Below are 20909 nucleotides of genomic sequence, written 5' to 3' on the forward strand. Positions count from 1 at the left end.
GCGGAGCCCGCGCGGAAGCCCGATCCCAAGCCGCAGCCCAAGCCGAAGGCGGAACAGCCCAAGCCGAAGGCGGAGCAGTCGAAGCCGCAGCCGAAGGAACAGCCGAAGCCCGAGGCGCAGCGGCAGGAGCGTCCGTCTGATCAGCTCTACGCCGCATTGAACGTAAAGGTCGGTGCTTCCCAGCGGGAGCTGGACCAAGCGTGGCGCGCTATCGAGCTGCGTTATCCGCAGGACGAGCGGCTCTCCGCGGAGGATCAGCGGCGTTACCAGGAGGCGAAGGACGCGTTCTGGGTGTTGTCGGACTCGGCGGAGCGGGCGCGGTACGACAGGGAGCACGCGGGGCGGAGCGCGGGGGATCGGTCGAAGGCCGACGCGCGGTCCAAGCCGGAGCCGAAGCCTGCGCCCCAGCCGGAGCCGCAGGCCAAGCGCCAGTCGCAACCGCAGCCCGAGCCCAAGCCGCAGCCCAAGTCCGAGCCGAAGCCGGAATCGAAGCCCAAGCCGGATCCGAAGCCTGAACCGAAGTCCGAGCCGAAGCCGGAACCCAAGCCGGAGCAGAAGTCCGAGCCGAAGCCGGAGCTGGACCCCAACCTGGCGTCGAACACGGACCACTACGCCGTGCTGGGAGCCAAGCGCGACGAGGAGATCGCCGACATCAGGAAGAAGTGGCGCAAGCTGCTGCTGGCGAACCACCCGGACAAGAACCCCGGCAACAGGGAGGCGGCGGAGGCCAACACGGTCGCGATCAACAAGGCATGGGAGGTCTTGTCGGATCCGGAGCAGCGCGCGAGGTACGACGACATGCTCAAGCTGCATGAAATCCGGGCCCAATTCAACGCGGAGTACGGTGCCGGTCCTGGGCCTTCCCACCGAGCCGGACGCCGGCCCCCCGAGCGTCGGGGCACCGCCCCTGATGCCGGGACGCGGCCCCGGCACGAGCGTCCCCGCCGCCGGCAGACCGGGTTCGAGCAGGACACCCGGCGGGAACGCGAGCACACGCGCCCGAGCGCGGGGCCGAGCGTCTCACCGGAGGCTCTCGGTCTGGTGCGGGGTGAGTCGGAGTTCATCTCCGACGGGATGTCGTACTGGGAGGAAGTCTGGTTCCGCCCGAATCTCGTGCAGCAGCGGCCGATCTTCAGCCAGGCCCGGTTCGATCCGCGCGGCCGGGTCCCGATCGGCGTCAGCTTCGTCCGGACTCCGCTGGCGGACTTCTACACCAGCGTCGGCATGCCGTTGATGGACGGGGTGGTGCGGACGACCCCGGTCGAGGACCTGGCGGACGCGCTGCGGCAGGACCGGCCCCACGGCACCGTGCAGCCGCTCTGGGGTGACCAGTACCCGATCGTCACCGACCTCCGGTCCGACTCCGACGGCGCGCACTTCAGCCTTCCCCCCGGGGCGGTGTACCTGCGCCGCAAGGCGCTGAACCAGCCGATGGAGGTCGTCGCGGGCGGCCAGAGCGCGGCCATCGTGCACCAGCACTCCCGGTACTTCCAGGACGCCTACTCGCTGAACCGGCAGGGCTCGCTGTTCGCGATGGCGTGCGCGATGACCCAGAACCAGCACGCGCTCTACTTCATGAGACAGCTGCGTTCGGCCGGATTCCCGTTCCCGGCGGTTTTCCCCAGGGACATCTTGGGACTGCACCTGAGTTTCGACGAGAACCACCTCGTGGTCGGTGTCTCGAACAACCGCGGCTTCCGCAGCTTTTCCCGGGCCGATGCCCGGAACCCGATGCGGGCCCCGTCCGAGCCGTGGTTGGAGTCCCAGTACGACGAGTACGAGCTGCGACAGATCGAGCGCAATTACTGGGTGCACGGACTGCCGCCGCGACCGTCGACCGAACACCGCGGTACGGACGAGCAGCGGGCCCGGTTCGCCCTGTTGGAGTTCGATCCGCTGCGCGCGCCGCGTGGCGGTCCGTCGTCGACCGCCGAGCCGGAGGGCGAGGGAGGTCACCGGCCTGAGACGCCGCTGGGCATGGACGGGGTCGAGGCGGACGAGCTGACGACGTTCGCGACGGAGTCCGCCGAGCCGGAGACCGCTGACCAGGCCGGTGGACCGGAGCCCGAGTCTCCTTCGGAGGTGCTGGCCCGGGCGCGGGAGGACTTGGCGGAGTCGGACTCGACGCGGCCGGGCGGAGGTGGCGATCGCGTCGTCGCCGGGCGCGGCGTGGGACAGGGCGGTCTGGAGACGATCCCCGAGGACCCCGCCGACCACACCACCGAGCAGGACCCCGCCGAGCAGGACCCCGCCGAGCAGGACACGGCTCCGCAGAGCTCGATGGTCCAGCAGGCCCTGCTCGAACGACCCGAGGTCGACGGCGAGATCGACGGCACCCGGCTCCGATCGGTGATCAAGGACCTGGTGCGCGACCCGCAGTCGGACGACACCAAGTTGGACGAGCGGGTCGACATCGCCTTCTCGGACCAGAACCTGAAGGACGACTTCCGTTCGGGTCTCGAAGGTCTGCACATCGTGGACCTCGGGGACAAGCTCGGCCGGGGCCCGCGCGTCGTGCTGGACGTGACCGAACTGTCCGAGCCGGGAAGCCCGCTGCCGGGCTGGGGCGACGTGCGGACCTCCGGCGGCCGGGAGCGGGTGCTGCACCAGGTCTCCAGCAGCCGAGCCAAGGCGCGCACCGAATCCGCGGCGGTCCGGGTGCCGACGCCGTTCGTGGCGGTGTCGGGCAAGCTCGCCGGGTCCGCCCACCAGCGCGGGTCCAGCATGGGCTCCGCCGCGAAGCGCGGTACGTCGATCGAGATCATCGAACCGGACCTGCCCGTCACCGGTGCCTCGCACCAGGCCCGCTACCGGATCTCGGTGACCTCGGCGGGACGCCGTACCCGGAAGTACTCCGGCGAGGCGCTGGTCGACCTGCGGCTGAAGTGGCCCCGGCGCGCGGAGCTGAACCCCGAAGGCGGTCCCCGGATGGGAAATCCGGAGGCGGTCGAGCACGTCGGCTTCTCCGGCGTCGGCGGCATCTACCAGGCGGTGCGCGACAAGCTCGGTGGCGACTTCCGCCCGAACGACCCGGCGGAGCTCGAGTTCCGGACCGTGCTGACCGAACTCGGCGACGATGGCAAGTCGCTGCTCAGCGGCCAGGTGCTGCGCAAGGCCTTCGACTTCGCGAACGTCCGCAAGCCGGTCGACGTCCTCATCGGACTCGCCGATGTCCGGCCGCTGCGGGCAGCCACGGCCGAGGCGATGCTCATGCGCAAGGAGGTGACCGGCGGCGAGATCTCGTCCGGGGAAGGGATCACCTTCAAGCACGGCGGCGGCGGCGGAGTCGCGGGTGGGGACGTCACCGGCGTGACCGGCCTGCTGTTCGGCCCCACCGGCGAGGAGATCCGGGCCAAGATGCACAGCGGCGCCTCAGTGGGGAGCCACGAGCACGAGACCGCGGAGAAGTACGAGGGCCCGCTCGACGAACACCTGGCGAACCTGAAGTTCGTGGTCGACGTCGTGCCCCGTAAGGTCCGTGGCTCGTCGGGCGATCCGACCCTGGTCGCCGGGACGGTGACCAGCCGGCTCAAGCCGCACAACGCCGAACAGCACGGGTGGACCAACAGCGCTTCCACCACGCCGACGACCGCTCCCGAGCAGGACACCGACGCCGACCAGGCCCGCAACGCCCCGGACCGGGTGGACGCGGTCCACCGCCTGCCGAAGGCCACCGTCGACGCGCTCGTCGGCCCCGCGCTGTCCGAACTGGCCGTCCAGGGACACGTGGCCGCACGTGAGCTGCCGCGCCTCGCCCAGCGGATGCGGCGCTTCGTCCAGGATCACGCGAGGGAGATCGCCCGTGGCGAGGGCGTCAGGTTCCCGCTGAGCGCGTTGCACGACGCCGCGCCGGACGTGTTCTTCCACGGGACCATGGACCTCGATCGGGCGAAGCCCGCCGTCGAGGAGCCCGGCACGACCATCGGCGGCAACCTCGTCTCCACCCACCAGCGCATCACCGGGCAGGACAAGGACCGGACACGTGCCGGTGGGGTCGCCGGAATGGGCTACGTCGACAACCTCTGGCCCGGCCTACCCGGGGCGGTCCTGGAACACACCAACCTCGCCGGGGACACCATCGCGCGCAAGGTCGCTGATGAGCAGTCGTTCCCCGGCAAGGGCCGGGTGCGGCGGTACGGGTACCCGGCCGAGTTCACCACTCGCCTCGGTGGCACCTGGTCGAACCCCGGAAGGGCGCTGCCCACCGTCACCGGCGCCGTCGACGTGGAGGTGTCGGACTCGCCCGGCACCGTGCTCGACGAGTCGCCCCGCGACGACGCACCGGAGCACACCTGGCAGGACGGTGCGGCCGAGCAGCACGGGCGCGAAGGTGACCTGCCCGCCGGTTACGACCTGGATTCGCTGGCCCCGGTGCCCGGGTTGCGGCGGACCACGGCGGACATGCTGGGCGGGATCCCGACACACCGGTGGCGGGAGTGGCTGAAGCTGCCGTTCATCGGGCGCACCCCCGCGCGGTTCGACGAGCACCGGCGGCATTGGCTGCGCCTCAACGCGGGCCGGTCGAACGAGCCCGGTGAGGACGCGCTGAACGAGCGCAACGCCGGTTTGGGCGGGCTGGAGGTCTTCAGCTCGCCGGAAGAGCGGATGGCCGGTTTCAGCGGGGCTGTGCTGCTCGGCGACCGCCGTGAGCTCAAGACCCACAACCACGGCGGGCTCGCCGGTACCCGCGAACTGCACGGGGACATCTCGCTGCGGACGCGGCTGAGCAACCCGACCCCGCTCCGCGTCGACGACCACCACTGGTTCGCGGACAAGAGCGCCTCGGAGACCGCCCGCGCGGTCAGCGTGGAGAAGTCGCTCAGGGGCCGACTGCGGGCAGGGCTGTTCGCGTTCTTCCCGGTGAACAAGGAATTCAGCGTGGGCGCGGCGGCGGGTGCCGATCTCTCCTACACCCGAGGTTCCGGCAAGGCGGAAACCGGCATCGCCAAGAGCACCGACGAGGCCGGCCACTACGAACGCGGATACCTGATCCGCTACGACGGCGCGCACACGGCGCAGACCTCGGTGCGACGCCGCTGGGAGAGCACCCTCCGCAGGCTGCACGACGGCACCCCGGTGCGGGCGACCAAGTCGCTCCAGCAGCCCGGCTACGCCCAGGTGTGGGTCCCGGCCAGCGCGATCGATCAGGTCGGGGAACTCGCCGAGGCGGACATCGCGAAGCTGCGGCCGGAGGACGCCGAGCGGTACCGCCGTGCTCGGGGAGCCTCCGACCCGGCGGAGACCACGCCGGAGAGCGCTCCGGCGGAGCAGGACCGGGACGGGCTTCGGCCCGAGTCGCCGGACGCGTTGCCGTTCGCCGGGCTCGCGGAGGCCGAGGTCGCGAACCCGCGGTCGGACGATCCGGGATCGGATCGGGAAGCGGAGCCGAGCGAGCACGGGCCTCGGGCCGAGTCGCCGCGCGAGGCCCCCGCGGTTCGGCCGCCGGACGACGTCGGGCGTGGCAGGGGTGACATCACCGCGCACCGCTTGAAGGCGGGCGGTGAACTGGCCGACGGGATCAGCCGGGAGCTGGCCCGCTGGTCGCGGGCCGCCGGGCGGTCGACGACCACGCCGTTCGGGTCGGTGGCCGCCGTGCTGCGGGCGCTGCGCCAGGCGGACGCGTCGGTCACCCCGCCGCCCGCTCAGCGCCTGTTCGACTCGCTCAACGACCGCATGATGCGGGACTCGGTGTGGCCGGTGCTCGGTTCGCTGAAGGGCGACCCGGTGCTGCGGGAGATGATCAACGGAGGGTGGCCGCTGCTGGTGGTCACCGACCAGGCCTTCGGCCGGGTCGAGCAGCTCGTGGTGGTGCGCGGCAACCTGGGCGGAGGTCACTACCACCAGACGATCGAACAGCGGTCGGACCCCGGCGCGCCGGAGCGCTCCGCCGGGCACGAACTCACCCGCCAGAAGCGCGAGTACGACACGCGAGGTTTCCTGGGCACGCTCACCGCCGCCGTCATCGCCTACCCGGCGAAGAACGGGGCTCCGGCGGCTGTGCTCGCTCCCGGCGGCGCGGTCACCTACAACACGGTGAGCCAGCCGGAGCACGTGCGCGAGCACACCACCGGTGCGTTCGCCGAGCAGCGGGGCTCCAGCCACCAGTTCGTCCACGACCTCGACGTCGAGATCGACGTCTACCCGTACGCGTCACCGGGCGCGTACCGCAAGCTGCTGCCGGACTGGTTCTCCGGACTGAACTCCCCGGTGCTGAGCGAGCCGTGGTCGGGCAGGTTCACCGTGCCCGACGCGATCCGCTCGACGGTGCCGGTCGAGGAGACCGTCCCGCTCGATTCCCCCGCGCCGGAACCGCTCGCGGAGCAGTCCTTCTCGCTGCGGCACGACCAGCGGCAACGGGGAGTGCCGCTCGGATTCTCGGCGAACGCCGCCGTCCACGTCGGCCGCTTCGAGGCGCCGAACCTGCGCGCGGTGTTGAAGGGCCTCGTCCTCGGGGGCGACCAGGAGGGCCGTCCCCGGCTCCGTCCCGGCGACGCGTACTCCTTGCTGACCGAGATGCACGTCGACAAGCTGCGCACCAACCTGTCCGCGAGCATGTCCGAGCAGGGTTACCAGGCCGAGCTGACCAGCGGGCCCCTCGCCCGGGTGGTGCTCAAGGCGGGGTTGACGCAACGCAAGCTGCACCAGGTCATAGACGGTTCGCTGAAGCCGAGCGCGGTCGAGGAACGCCTCGTGAAGTGGGCTGCCGATCAAGGGCTCGACTGGGGGACCACCTTCACGCTCCAGTTCCGCGAGCAGAACATCCACGACTCGAACTTCCGGCCCATCCAGCAGGCCGCTGACTTCGAGAACGTCGGCGGTGAGCGGAAGCGGAAGCAATCCACGGCGTTGTCCGCGAAGATAAAGGCCGCGAACACCGAGCATCGGACGATGTACCTGGTCTCGGCGGTTCCCCGGTGGAGGCTCGAACCGAGCTACCGGGGCAAGGGCAACCCGTCGGCGTGGAACCAACCGATCAGCACCGGCAGGGACCACCCGATTCCGCTCCTGGTCGACCGGCAGGGGCTCATCGACCTCGGCTTCGAGGTTCCGGGTTCCGACGCGCACGACCGGGCGCAGGTTTCGGAGCGGGATGAGCTTTCCGGAACCGGGAACCAGGACGAGAACGAGCTCCTCGTCGAATCCGCCGAGCACCCCATCTGGTCGGGCCCGGGTAGCCGACAGGATTCGGACCCGGTCTTCGATCAACCCTCGGACCAGCAGGAGCCCTCGCCGCGAGGCGAGCTCGGCCGCGAGGACTCCGAAGCGGATCCGGCCTCCCCGCCGGCGGTTCAGGCCGACCCGGCCTCGGACCACGAGATCGAGGTCCGCTTCGATGAGGGGCGCACGCTCCCGCTCGGCATGCGCAGCCGGGACCTGGACGACCTCGAGGATCCGGAGAACGAGAACCGCTGGATGGTGCCCGACGGCGCGGAGGTGGTGCGGCTCGCGCAGGCGCGCGACCCCGAATCGCCGAACTACCGGCAGGGCTGGGATCAGCTCACCCCGGCGCAGTCGTGGGCCCTGATGGCCGCCGAGCTGCGCGGCGCGCAATTCCACCAGCGCGACCGCCGCAGGGCCATCACCCGCATCCGCCGGCTCAACCAGCGGTTCGGCGCGTCCTACCCGGACAGCGAGCAAGCACGCGCCGAGATCGCCGCCGCCGCGCACGAGAAGCTCAAGTCCTGGCCCATCGCCCAGAACTTGTTCCCGCACGCGCTCGCGTCCGACGGCAACAGTGGGCCCGCCCCGCTGATGCGGTTGCTCGCCGAAGGGCAGCCGGTCCAGAACGGGTGGGAGAGGGGTGTCCTGGAGGGCACCGACGCGAGTCATCGCGCCAACGTGGAATGGTGGTTCGGCTACTCCTCCGCTTTCCAGCAGGGCGACGGCACGACGGCCGCGGATCCGTCGGAGATGCCGCGCTACGGCGCGGTGATTCCGCCGAACCGGACCGAAGGCACCGCCGTCCAGTGGGGCACGGTCGTGCTGCACTGGAACGACGACGTCCGTGCTCGCACCACGTTCACGCCCGGAGACACCGGTCTCGCGCTCAGCGACGACGCGAACGCGAACACGGTCAAGTACACCGACAAAGAGCACCTGTACACGTTGCTCGCTTACGGCGACGAGCAGTTGGTCCGGCACCTCGTGGCCGAGGCCACCGATTTCCGCTACGACCCCGAGCTGGCGGGTGCCCCGGGGCCGAGCACGCACGACTACCTGGAAGCGCAGATCCACGGCCCGTTGGACCTGTCCTTCGCGGAGAAGGTCGTGATCAATTGGGGACGCGTCAGCGCCCATGAGGGCACTCAGCCGAGCCTCACTCGTGCCGAGGCCGAACAGCTGGCCGCGGACCTGCGATCCGCGCGCCCGGAGCTGACCGTCGAGTTGGGCAAGGAACTCGGAGAGCCGGGCGAGGCCGACGCGGCCGAGCAGGACCGGGTGCGGCGGTTGTACGGCCTGGCGCCCGACCGGAACCTGGACGAGCACGAACTGGCCGTGGCGCGAGAGCTCGACCGGTCGGCGGGTGGCGGCCCGTTCGCCAGGCACGCCGGTCGCGAGGACTTGATCCGGTTGCTGACCGGAGACGACGGCTCCGGCCTGGACGACGAGACGGCGACGCGGCTGCTCTCGGAGCACTTCGACACCGCCGTCCGGCGTGATGTCGCGGATTCCGCTCCCGGTGCGGACGTGTCGGATTCGGACGCCGACTCGGCGCCGCTCGATCGCGCCGAGGAAGACGGCCAGGACGACCCGGTGGCCGGCGACGAGCCGCGAGGCTCCACGCGGGACGCGGCAGCGCAGCCGTCGTCCCCGTCCGCGGATCGAGCGGTCGAGGATGCGCGGGTGTCGCCGGAGGATCCGGAGTGGCGGTCGGCTCGGGTGCACGTGGTGTCGGCCGACGGGCTGGCCCCGTCGTTCGAGGTGCGTCGTGTCACGTCGGGTGGGGAGCGGTTCCTCGCCGCGACGGTGCGGCTGAGCTTGCGTCCTGGTGCGGGGGTGCGCCCGGATCAGGTGGCGGCGCTGCACCGGTCGTTGCTGGACGCGGCCGAGCGACGCGTCAACGATGCGGGGACGAAGTTCCCGACCGGTGACTTCGCCGGCGCGCGTTTCGTCTTGGACGTTCAGCGCGATGACCGGGCGGGCGGCGCGGCGCACGCCGGGTTCACCGTCGTCGACGGGCCCGCGTCGGACGGCCAGTGGTCGCTGGACAGCACCGGTGACGAACTGCTCGACGGTGTTCTCCAGCGACTCGGTGCGCCTCCCGCCGAGGACGGCGCGGACGTGCTCGGTCCCGAGCGGCTTTCCGGGATCGCGTCGTCCGTGGAGGGGTCTTGGCCGATCCACCCTGACCCGCGGCTGCGGGAGGATCACCCGGCGCGCAGCGCGGGCTTCGACGTCGCGGAGTACGACGCGGCACGTGAGCAGGCGGCGGTGGCCACTGTGGACGCCGATCTCCGGCTGCCGTTCTCCCCGGTGGGGCAGGGGCCGCGCGCGTACTTCGACGTGCGTCGTTTCGACGTCGGTGGCGAGCGGGTCGTGGAGGGCACGCTGCGGCTCGATCTCGATCCGGCCGCGGGTGTCACCGATGAGCAGGTCGACGGTGTGTGGCGGTCGACGGTGTTCGGGGTGAACTACCTGGTCAACAGCCAGGGATTGCTGTTCCCGGAGGGCGCGGAGCTGGCCGGGGAGCGGTTGCTGGTGCGGGCCGAGCGCGCCGCAGGTGATTCGGCGCATCGCCGGATGGCGGTGACCTCGCCGGGAGCGCGGGCGCAGGACGACCGCTTGCCGGTGGGCAAGTCGCCGTTGATCTACGCGCACGAGGTGCTGCACCGGTTCGGGTTGCGCGATGAGAACGCGGGCGAGCGGCGGCTGCCCGCCGGTCTGCTCCAGCACATCCGCAATCACAAGCAACTGGTGGCCCGGCACATGGCGGAGTGGGGCGGTGTGATGCGGCACGCGCACAACACCGGAACCAACGTGATGGGCGGGATCGACGCGCGGGACCTGACGGTGGCCCCGCACGTGCGGTCGCGGCACCTGAGCCAGCTCGGCCGGGTGATCTCGGGTGCGCTGGCTTCCCCGACGTCCTATCGGGGACCTGACCACGAGCCCACCGGCCAGCACGCCCCCGAACCGAGCTCGGACGACGACGATCCCGTCGCCCGGTTCAACGAGCGCCGGCTCCGGCGGATGCTCGCCGAGGTCAACGACTACCTCGCGGTCCGCGAACCGGACAGCACCCACATCTGGCGCGGTGCGGACGGGCAGGACCGCAGGGGGAGCGAGCGGGAATGGGGTGACCTCCTCGACCGCGGCGTGAACCTGCTCAAGCAGTGGAACGCCGAGCACGGCGCCGAGCGGTCCCTCCGGCAGCCCTACGTGCTGGAGAACCGCGTCGAGACCTTGAAGCGGGAACTCGAACTAGGGAGACGCGGCCACCGCGTGGTCGAGAAGATCAACCCCGCGGTGGATCACCCCGACCAGCCCACGACGAGAAGGCTGAAGTGGCTGATCCACGACGTGGTGGACCATGCGACGTGGTCGAAGTCGTGGCTGGACCAGATGGGGGACACGCTCGGCGACATCGGTGCCGGCACCGAACACCGGGGAGCGCACCTGCGCATCCAACGCGGTTTCCGGCGCCTGTTCGCCGAGCTGTACGCCTGGCGGGCGGAGGCGATTTCCGGGCAGCCGATCGACCCCGATCGGTATGCGTCGCTGGCTCAGCTCTACAGCGGGCTGAAGAGCCTGGAGGACTCCTACGAATCCGAATTCGCGCAGGTGTCCAGCTCGCTGGAGAGGTTCCTCGCGAAGAAGTCCGACATCAGGGTGAAGGATTCGGTCTTCAGTGACACGGCGGCCGAGTTCGATGTGCCGGGTCGCCGCGTCTCGGCGATCCGTCCGGCGAACGCGCTCGACGCGGCGGTGCGCCCGGTCGATCCGTCCGGTTTGCGGATGATCGAGCTTTCCGCCGGTCCGGGCGGGATGCTGTGGCGCACGGACGACGAGTTGCTCTACCGGGAGGACGACCGGCCCTACCAGGCGGTCTTCCGGCTCGGCGTCGTCCCGTGGGAAGAATCGGTGCTGCCGTCCTCGCTCGACGATTACCAGGCGACGCTGGGCCAGCGAACGTCTTTCGTCTCGGTCAGCCGGAGAAAGGAATTCTCGGCCGAATGGGGTGATCACCGCTACGACTTCGAGGATGAGATCCGGGAGAGCGACCGGATCCAGGTGTTCGAGATCGATGCTCCCGGCGGGATCGACCTGGTGACGTCGCTGAACCGGTACGCCATGCCCAAGCAGCAGGAGGTGGTTTTCCCAGGCGGCGTCCGGCCGGAGTTCATCCGGGGTGTCGAGCTGCGGTACGACGACGGCCGGGTCGAGTACGTCCGGAACCCGGCCTACCGGTCGCACCCGGCTTCCGCGCAGCCGTCGCCGTCGGTGGCTCCGGTGGTGCCGCGGGGACAGGTATCGGGACCCGGGTTGGGAGTGGCCGGGGTGTCTTATCCCGGTCCGAGCCGACCCGGCCTGCTCGCGGATCCGGAGCCGGGACGTGACCGGCCGCTTCCGCCGGTGGTGCATCGTGGCGAGTTCGAGGTGGAGACCTTCGGCGGGCAGCCGCACGTGCGGCTGTACACCGTGGTGTCGGCGGCGCAGTTGCCGCAGCTCGACGTGCTGAGCAACGAGCCGACCGCGGCGTCGGTGGGTGATGTGCAGCAGGATCCGGTGACCGGGAAGATCACCGTGCTGACCTCGCAGGTCGGGCGTCCGTTGTCGGTGATCGCGGGACGTCCGCTCTCGGCGGTGCAGTTGTTGTCGGCGGCTGAGGACGTGCTGGGTGAGGTGCTGCCGTGGCGGTCGGTGAATCCGCCGGTGATCCGGTCGTACCTGGCGCCGTTGGACGTGGTGCGGAAGTTGAGCACCGATGCGGCGGCGCGGGAGCAGTTCCCGCACCAGCACGACGGACGGACCGTGAACGTGTGGCCCAAGGCGGGGCCGAACCTGTTCACCGTCCCGCAGGAAGCACTGCCCGGCCTCGCGCGCGAGCTCGTGCCGGGTTCGATGGTCACCTACACCTCGGGCACCGGCCGGGACGGGCTGTTGCGCGGGGACTGGGCGGGTGCGGTCGAGCACGTGGACGGTCTGCGGGACCGGTTGGGCGTGCCGCGCACCGACCGCGAGCTCGCACCTAACTGGCGGGCCTGGCCGTCGCTGGAAGAGCTGGAGACCGGTTCCACCTGGCAATCCCGCCGGATCGCACGAGGGCTGCGGCAGCACTACTCGACCTGGCTGGAGCTGGTGTCCCCGTCGCGGCGGGACGCGGCGGTCGAACTGCGCGAGGGTGATCCGGTCGTGCCGATCGACGAGCGGACCGAGGAGCTGCGGGACTTCCTCGACGACCACGATCTCGGCGACCGGCTGGATTCCTGTGCCGATCACCACGGAAGCACGCCGGCGCGTCCGTGCGAGCTGGACGACTTCATGGAGCGCACGGTGCGCCCCTGGGCCGACCAGGCGGCCATCGTCGTGGCCTTGGCCGAGGATCACGGCCGGATGCTGGGCGATCTCGGCATCACGGCCAAGGGCGCGGAGAACGAATTCGCCGCCTTGCTGGCGGAACTGCCGGAACAGCGGGCCCGGCAGCGGTCGGCGGGTGCGGCGATCACCGCGCGGTGGCAAGGCCAGGCGGACCCGAAGCGGATCGTCGCGGCCGTCGGTGAGCACGTGCCGGAGCTCCTGCACCGGGACGGGCCGCACTTCGGCGGCGAGCGGTCCAGCGTCCACCGGCAGCGGGTGCGGCGTTCGCTGGGGCGGTACCTGGAGCTGGCGCGGGAGGAATCGGATTCCGGCCGGGTGATCCCGGTGGACGCGGTGGTCAAGGCGATCCTGTTCCGCGGCATCGGATCCGAGAGCGGGCGGCGGCAGCTGGCCGGTCGGTACGAGCAGTACAAGGACCAGTTCCCGCCCGAGCAGTTCTTCGTCGACGGCGTAGCGCCGGGTAGCGAGGAGTGGGAGCTCATCGCGAACGAATCCGCGGCGCACCAACGGCGGCTCGACGTGGTGCCGCACCACGCGGTGGCGTCCGAACTCGCTGGGCGCTACCGCGGCCTGTTCGACGGAGACGACCTGGACGCGGCTCGGGTGCTGGTGGCGTCGGATCCGATCGGGCGCTTCCACGACGGGTTCGCCGGTGCGGATTCGGTGTTCGAGTTCGTCGCGCGCACAGCGCTGCGACTAACCGGCCGGGACCTACCGGGCCGGGGCCTGCCCGCCCGGCTCTCCGACGACGCGGTGCGGGATGTGCAACGGACGTTCGTGGAGCTGCACCAGCTGCACCAGGCGGAGCGCGACGTAGCGGACTTCGAGACCGACGAGAACGACGATCTCGTCACCATGTCCGACGGCCGACTCTTCGCGTACTCGTCGCGCATCCGACGCGACCACGCCGATCTGGAGGCGCTGTTCGCCACGCCGAAGGCCGTGCGCGGTGCCTACGCAAAGCTCTTCCCCGCCGAGACGCGGAACACGACCGAGGACTCCCGGAGCCCTCGGGTGCCGAATCAGACCTCCGCACCTGAATCCGGGCCGGAGCCGGTGAGCTCGCGTCGCCAGCGGCCCTTGCTGCGGGACGACAGCTCCGATTCGGAGTACTCCGGCAGTTCCGATTCGGACGATGTCGATTCCGGTGGGCATGGCCGGGGACCGTGGGCGGGCAGCCCGGAGTTCCGGTCGCGCTATCCGGAGCTCGCGGGCGTGAACGCGGCGCGGTACGCGCGCGGTGAGACGGGGTACACGGAGAACTGCGTCCCGTCGGTTTTGGCGGCGTGGAAGTCGCGTGCCACGGGTGTCACGGTGGCAGCGGATCCGAGCGGCGCCTGGACGGTGGGGGCCGTGAACAAGCTTTTCCGCGCGGAGGCTGTGGAGGTGTCCTACAAAGCGGTGGTCGCGCATGCCAAACTGCAGCCCGAGGGCGCGGTTGGTATGCCGCTGGTGAACGGTCCGGTGCCGGGGATGTTGCACGGCATGATGATCGGGCTAGACGCTGATGGCCGGGTGGAGTGGTCGGATCCGCAGAGCGGGATGGATTACGAGCCGAATCCGGAGGACGTGGTGGGGTATGTACCGCTCCGGGTTTCGGGTGCGACTCCGCTGGAGGGTGCGCCGCTGGACCGGAACCTGCTGATCGGGATGCAGAAGTACCCCGTGGGCGAGAGCAGCGGTTCACGCGAGGGCGAGAGCAGCGGTTCACGCGGTGAGAGCAGCGGTTCACGCGAGGGCGGCCCCGGCCGACCGCGGGCGAGTCGCATCCGGGCTGCGTATGCCCGGTTGCGGCCGGGCTCGCAATTTAATCCGGGCTGGCTCACCTCCCAGGAAATGATGGATCGGGGGCTGGGCGAGTTTCCTTATGGTCACATTCGGCTCACCCAATTTCTGGAAGCGGCGGGCGCCGATAGGGGTCTTTTCGACGTGCCGAGAACTACTTCTCGTGGCAGGCTGCCGGATTATGCTGAGGCGTCTCCGGAGTACGGGGCGTCGATCAGTGTTCCGGGCACCGATGCTTCGTGGCGGCCGGTAGCGGCGGATTCTGTGGTGGGGGCGGATTACTTCGACAGCGATGCCGCGAATGCCGCGTTCGTGGTGAAGCACTTCGCGGAATTCTTGGGAGTCAACGCGTTGCCGTATGCCCGGAGGGTGCCGGGGCACACGCGCAACGGCGGGTGGTCCGTGCTGGCCGGCGCGTTGACGGCGGAGCGCGGGACGACCGTGGCGGCGCCGTCGGGGGAGGCGATGCTGATAGAGGAGTTCGAGCTCCTGCACGGTCAGCTGCTGCTCCCGAATCTCATGCAGGAAGCGGAAGCCGTCATCTTCGAGGGTGACCCCGACCATCGCGCGGCGTTGCGGGATGCCCCGTTCTCCAATCGTCGTTGTGACGACGCGTTGGAACAGGCCCGCGAGGCTGAGGACGAATCGATCCTGCATACTTACACGTGGACGAATGCAACCAACTCAGAGGTGCGCGACGCGTGCGACGCGGTCAGGGATCGGTTTGCCTCGGCGCGGCTAAAGATCGATATGGCGCGGAGCATCATTAATGGCTGGCCGCCGAGGGTGTTGTGCGCAACGTACGACCAGGTTCTCGACAGCATGCGCGATGACCCGAATTCGGTGACGCGAGCGGTGTACATCCAGAACCGCGACGAAGACCTGCACATCGTGCTGCTGCTGAGGAAACCGAGTGAGGACGGCGGGAAAGCCTTCTACTTCTTCGACCCGCACACCGGGTTGATGGCTCCGGCGCGCCCGGACAACGTCGTCGGTGACCTCGGGCTGCTCCGGGAGCATCCCGGTATGGACTTGGGGTTAGATCTGATGTCGGAGAACAAGCTGCAGTTTTCCGGCCCGGTGGGGGTTCCGTCCGGGTCGGGTAGGCGCGCGCTGGTCGATGTGCTGGAGGGGCGCGGCTTGCGATCTCTGAGCCGGGAACTGCTCGCGCGGTTGCGGGGGCCGAGGGTTTCTTCGGCGTCGGCGCGGGTCGAGCCGCCCGCGTACAGCCCGCCGACCGGGGAGCCGCCGAGCTTCGATGCGGTGGAGGCGGAGGATTTCGCGGCCTTCGCGCGGGACTTCCCGCTCTTGGCGGGGGTGAACGGGGAGAAGTACCGGAGTGGTGAGACGGGGTACACGGAGAACTGCGTGCCGTCGGTGCAGGCGGCGTGGGAGTCGGAGGGCGCCGGGATCACGGTGGCCGCGGGTCCGAGCGGCGCCTGGACGGTGCGGGAAATTCGCGATCTTTTCAATGCGTGGCCTGTGGCGGCGTCCTACGACCGGTTGGTCGCGCATGTCGAACGGCAGCCCGAGGGGGCGTCGGGCATGGTGCTGCTGCGCACTGAGGTGCGGGGGATGCTGCACGCCGCTCTGATCGAGCGTGGCGCTGATGGCCGGGTGAGGTGGCCGGATCCGCAGCGCGGGGTGGAGGTCGAGCCGAAGCCGGACGAGGTGGTCGGGTATCTGCCGAACTTGGGCTCGGGTGCGACTCCGTTGGCGGGCGTGCCGCTGCCCCAGGACCTGGTGGTCGGGACGCTGCGGCCTGACGCCAGCGGTGCGCGCGCTGGTGAGGGCGGCTCGTCGTCGAGCCGTCGCGAGCGATTCCTTCAAGTGCTGCGGCGGCCGGAGCGGAGCGGACCGACGTCCGCCGGTGCGCCGGGGTCGCGGGGGCCGTTCGGCCGGTTGCTGGAGAGTTCCGTTCCGGGCGTGTCCGGAGGCGCGAACCCGGCTCAGGGCGTGCCCCCGCCGTACACCAGGATCTCGCCGAGTCACGCGGAGTTGGGGCTGCCTCCGCACTATTCCGAGCTGCCGGACGACGGCGAGCCGGTTCGTCCGGAAGGTGGTACGGAATTCGGGCGTCCGAGGCTGCTGAACGGCGCGCTCACGAGGGCGAGCTTCGCCAGCCCGGCGGATGCTGATGCCTTCATCAGGGCGACGTTCCCGACGCTGCTCGGGATCAACCCGGGAGGCCGGCGTGTGAACAGTTGCGGCCCGTCGCTGATCGCGACGATGCTGACGCTGGCCGATGGTGTGACGGTGGCCATGGACGCGGACGGCCCGATGACCGTCGGACACCTGCAGCAGCGGGTTGTGGAGCCGCTCATGCAGCGGTCTCTCGCTGAGTTGGAGGCGGTGTTCTACGCGGCGGACCCCCAACGGCAGCGGAGTGCCCGCAACCTCTCCATCGCGGAGCGCATCGACGCCTTGCGGGCGCGCCACGAGCAATTCGGCGAAGAGGGCTACGGCTTGTCGGATGAGCAGGCGCAGCGAATGGAGGAATTGCCTGAGCGCCAGTGGCAGCGAGAGGTCAATGCGCTGTACCGGGAGTGGAATGGCGTGCGGGCCAACATCGACGACTTGCAGCGGTTGCATGAGCACCCGCCAGAGGGGGTTGAGGCCTCGTTCGACGAGGTGGTCGCGCACCTGCGCAGGTTGCCGAACCAGAAGGCACCGGTGTTCTTGCGCGGTTCAGAGGGCATGCTGCACGGCGTTGTCGGGGCGACCTCGCCGGACGGTGTGCTCATGTTCTTGGACGGCGACCGCGCGACAGTGCCTGACGCGAGCCCGCACACGGTAGTGGGAATGCTGCCGATGGTCGAGCCGATGGAAGGTGAGTTCACCGGCTCGAAGCTGGATCCGAAGCTGCTGGTCGGAGCCCCCGCCGGGCGAGCGGTGATGTCGGTGGATGCCGTCGGCCTCGACGATGCCGCGGCCCGCGCGCAGCACGAGATTCGCGCAGCCGCGGAAAAAGGTGTTCCGGTCAGCGCCGGGCACCTGGCCGCGCGCTTCGGGAAGAACCGACAGTGGGCGTTCGAGCAGATCGACGCCGTCGCGCGCGCCGACGTGCTGGCCGCCGTGGGAAGGCATCGGCCGCTGAGCCCGGACGACCTGGCGGAGAAGTACGGCAGGAACGCCGAGTGGGCGCAGGACGTGGTGTTCCGCGTCGCCGTCGATGTGTTCGGAGCCGAGCTGCGGGCGGCAGGGGAAGGTCACGTGTCCGGCGCCCGCTCGCTGTACGAGCGGTTCGGAGCCGAGGAGGAGCAAGGAACGAAATTCCTCGAAGCCGCTGTGGTGGCCGAGGTGCGGGCAGCCGCTGATCTCGGCCGCCCCTACGATCCCCACGAACTCAACAGGAGGCTCGTTGGTTACCAGCTTCCGGCGGCTACGCTCATCGCCATCGCGGGGGCGTTCGATGCGCGCGAGGCCGCCCGCGACGGTCGGCCGTACACCCCGGCCGCACTCGCTCGGAAGTACGGCTTGTCCTTGACCCGTGCGACGGAGTTGATCGGTTTCGCCGCGCTTGCGGACGCGCGGGAGGCCATCGATGGCGGCGGTTCCATCACGGTTGCCGACCTGGCCACTCGATACGGCATGAGCCGTCGTTGGGCGTTCGAGCGGATCGAGGACGCTCGCGACACCTCGGGACTCGTGCAGCCGTGGCCGTTCCGGCGGGTTTCCCGGCCGTTGGCGGACGGCCTCGGCACCGTATCGGCGGCGGCCCGGCAGGCACGTGCGGAGGTGCGCGCAGCAGCCGCTGACAAGCGACCGCTCACCGCGGAGGAGTTGGCCGAGAGCTTCGGCCAACCACTAGCGTGGGCCTTCGACCAGATCGATCACGTCGCTCACGTCGACGTGATCGAAGCGGCAGGGCGTGGCGAGCGGTACCGCCCCGAAGCACTGGCCGCCAATTACGGCCTGGACATCCGGTGGGCTCATCGCCGGATCAGCGACGCGTTCGCGCTCGAGCAGGACAAGAAGGACGCCGCCGTCGCGCAGATTCGGCGGTACGCCGACACCGGTCAACTGTTCGGGGAAGAGACGCGAAGTCAATTGGCCGCCGCCGTGGCGCTGGTTCGGCGGTTCGTCGGCACCGGTCGCTCGTTCGGGGAAGAGACGCAACGACAAGTGGCCGCCAAGTTCGACCTGCGTCCGGAGACGGTGACGGACTTGATCGATGAGGCCGCGCGGCAGGACGTGATCGACCTCAATCAGAGCTTCCCGGGCGAGCCCCGAAACATGGCCGATCCCGAAGGGCTGGCCGAGCGTTACGCCAGGTCCACGGACTGGGCCAACGAGCAGATCCGCGCCGCCTTGGCCCGGGACGCGATGGAGAAGTCCGCCGCCCGCCGCGTGCGAGACGCTTCCGGTTTTATCCGCGCGGACGAGATGAGCGCGGCGCTGGCGGCGGCAAGGGCCTTGGCACTGCGCACTCCGTTCGACGAACTGCACCGCAGGCGGCTCGTTAACGCCTTTCAGTCCGGCGGCATCATGGATTACGAGCGCGAGCGCGATACCGATGACTTCGTCGTCGAGTCCGATGACGACTCCGATAGCGAATCCGATGACGACTCCGGCAGCGAATCCCGCGTGGGCGGAATCACCGCGAGAAGTTTCGCGAGTCGCCTGAAGATCAGCGTGGATCACGCTGCGGAGCAGATCAGGTCGGCGGCGAGCCTCCTCGCCCGCGCGGCGGCGCAAGAGCACGTGCCCTACTCGGCTGACGAACTGGGCGAGAGGTTCGGCAAGGATTCCAGGTGGGGTTTCTACCGCATCGGTGCCGCGATCCGTGCCGACGCCCGCGATTTTGGGTTCGACACCGCCGCCTTGGCCGAGCGGTACGGCATCAGCGTCGCGGCGGTCGAGCACCATCTCGACCCGGATCCTCTTGCCGACGTTCGCGTGGCGAGCGACCGCATGGTGCGCAATTTCGGCTCCCTCGACGCCGATGGATGGAAGCGGTGGGTGAAATCTCTGCATCCTTCTGACCGCAAGCTCGACAGGTTGACCGAATCCCTCGGTCATAGCCGGGAAGGCGGACTGTTCTGGATCGGTATCGCTATATTGGAGGATGCCCAATTGGGGCATTCGGCTGCGGCCCTGGCCGAGCTGTACGCGATCGACGAGGCGGAGGCCGAACACCTGGTGAAGACGGCGACCGCGCTCACGGGCTTGCGTTTGCTGAACACCAATTTGGGACAAGAAAATACCTTCAACCGCCTGCAGGAGCTCACCGGCAGGCCGGTGGAATGGCTCCACGAGCGGATGGAGGATATCGCCGTCTACGGTCCGCGCGGTGGCGATCTCGCTACGCACAATAAGCCCAGGTTTACCGCCTTCGCGCTGGGTCGCATCACGCATATTAAGAAGATGCCGAGAAACAGCACGCTGGAACGGATCAATCTCGCGGCGGAGGCTGACCTGCTTCCCCGGCCCGGCGTGGAGCCGTACACCGCGGAGGAACTCGCCAAGCGCTACCACATGGTCGTCCGCTGGGGTGCGGACCGGATCTTGCATGCCGCGCGCGATGATGCCCGCGCGGTGGTGCGCAACGGCGGGCCTGCGCGCACCGTCGAGGCGCTCGCGCGGAGGCGCGGTATCGGCCGCGATGTGGCGGAGCGAGCCATCGCCGCTGCCGTGTTCGACGATGCGCACGCCGCAGGTCAGTCCCACAACGTCGCGGCGTTCGCCCAGCGTTACGGCCTCAGCGAGGAGGCGCTGGACCGGCATCGCGATGCGCTCGCCCGGCTCGACGTCCGCGAGGCGGCGGACTTCAAGCTGCCGATCAGCGACGTGGCGCTGGCCGAGAAGTACGACAGGGGACGGTCCTGGGCGATCGAGCAAATCGATGCCGCGGCGCAGGAGTTTGTGGCTGATGCCGCGGTGGCCAATCCATGGGGGCAGGCGAGCTTGGCCACGGTGTTCGGAATGGACGAGGAGCGGGAGCTGCGGGCCCGGCGCGCCGCCGCGCGAAACCACGTGCGGGAGACGCTGGATCATGGCATGCGATGCCCCTCCAGATCTGACATGAAAACTGCTTTCCGGCTCAGTTTTGACGAGGCCGTAGACGCGATTGACGAAATCAAGTTCGACCACATGCGGGAATCGCTGCGGAACGGTGACTGGTACTCCGCGCGTGATGTTGCCCGGCACTACCGAGTGGGCCATGCGGAGGTGCTTTCCGTCATCAGACGAATCGCGCCCAGCCGCAGTGACCGGCCCGGTCGTCTCTCGTATGCCCAGGTGGTCATGCAACTCGGCCTCGGCTATAACACTCTCCGCCATGCGGCGTTGGAGTACGTGCGCGCGCAACCCTACTTGGGCGAGCCATGTACTCCCGAAGACCTGGTCGAGCTGTCCGAAGACCTGGTCGAGCTGTTCCGCCTGAAACGGCACGATGCCGAGGGAATGGTCGACTACGTCAAGAACGCACCGAGCGATTCGGATTACGAGTCTTCCTAGGGCCGGCGGTGGGGACCGCCCGATCGGGCACCGGCGCGGTGTCCGATCGGGCGGATCTCGCGTACGGCGAGCCAGGGCAACGGCTGGCGGGGTCCGGGCCGCCCGTGGGGGGTTCCCCGCTGCGG

The 20909-nt window shown here is 69.7% G+C and carries 1 protein-coding gene; it reads left to right on the top strand.

Going from position 1 to position 20909, the window contains the following annotated elements; all coding sequences use genetic code 11:
* Nucleotides 1–156: 156 nt before the first annotated feature.
* Complete coding sequence (locus OOZ19_RS16070; protein WP_266090916.1) at nucleotides 157–20784, top strand: DnaJ domain-containing protein; 20628 nt, start codon at nucleotides 157–159, stop codon at nucleotides 20782–20784.
* Nucleotides 20785–20909: the final 125 nt, after the last annotated feature.

Origin of the sequence: Saccharopolyspora sp. NFXS83 (assembly GCF_026241095.1) — a bacterium.
In the GTDB taxonomy this organism is placed as follows: Bacteria; Actinomycetota; Actinomycetes; order Mycobacteriales; family Pseudonocardiaceae; genus Saccharopolyspora_C.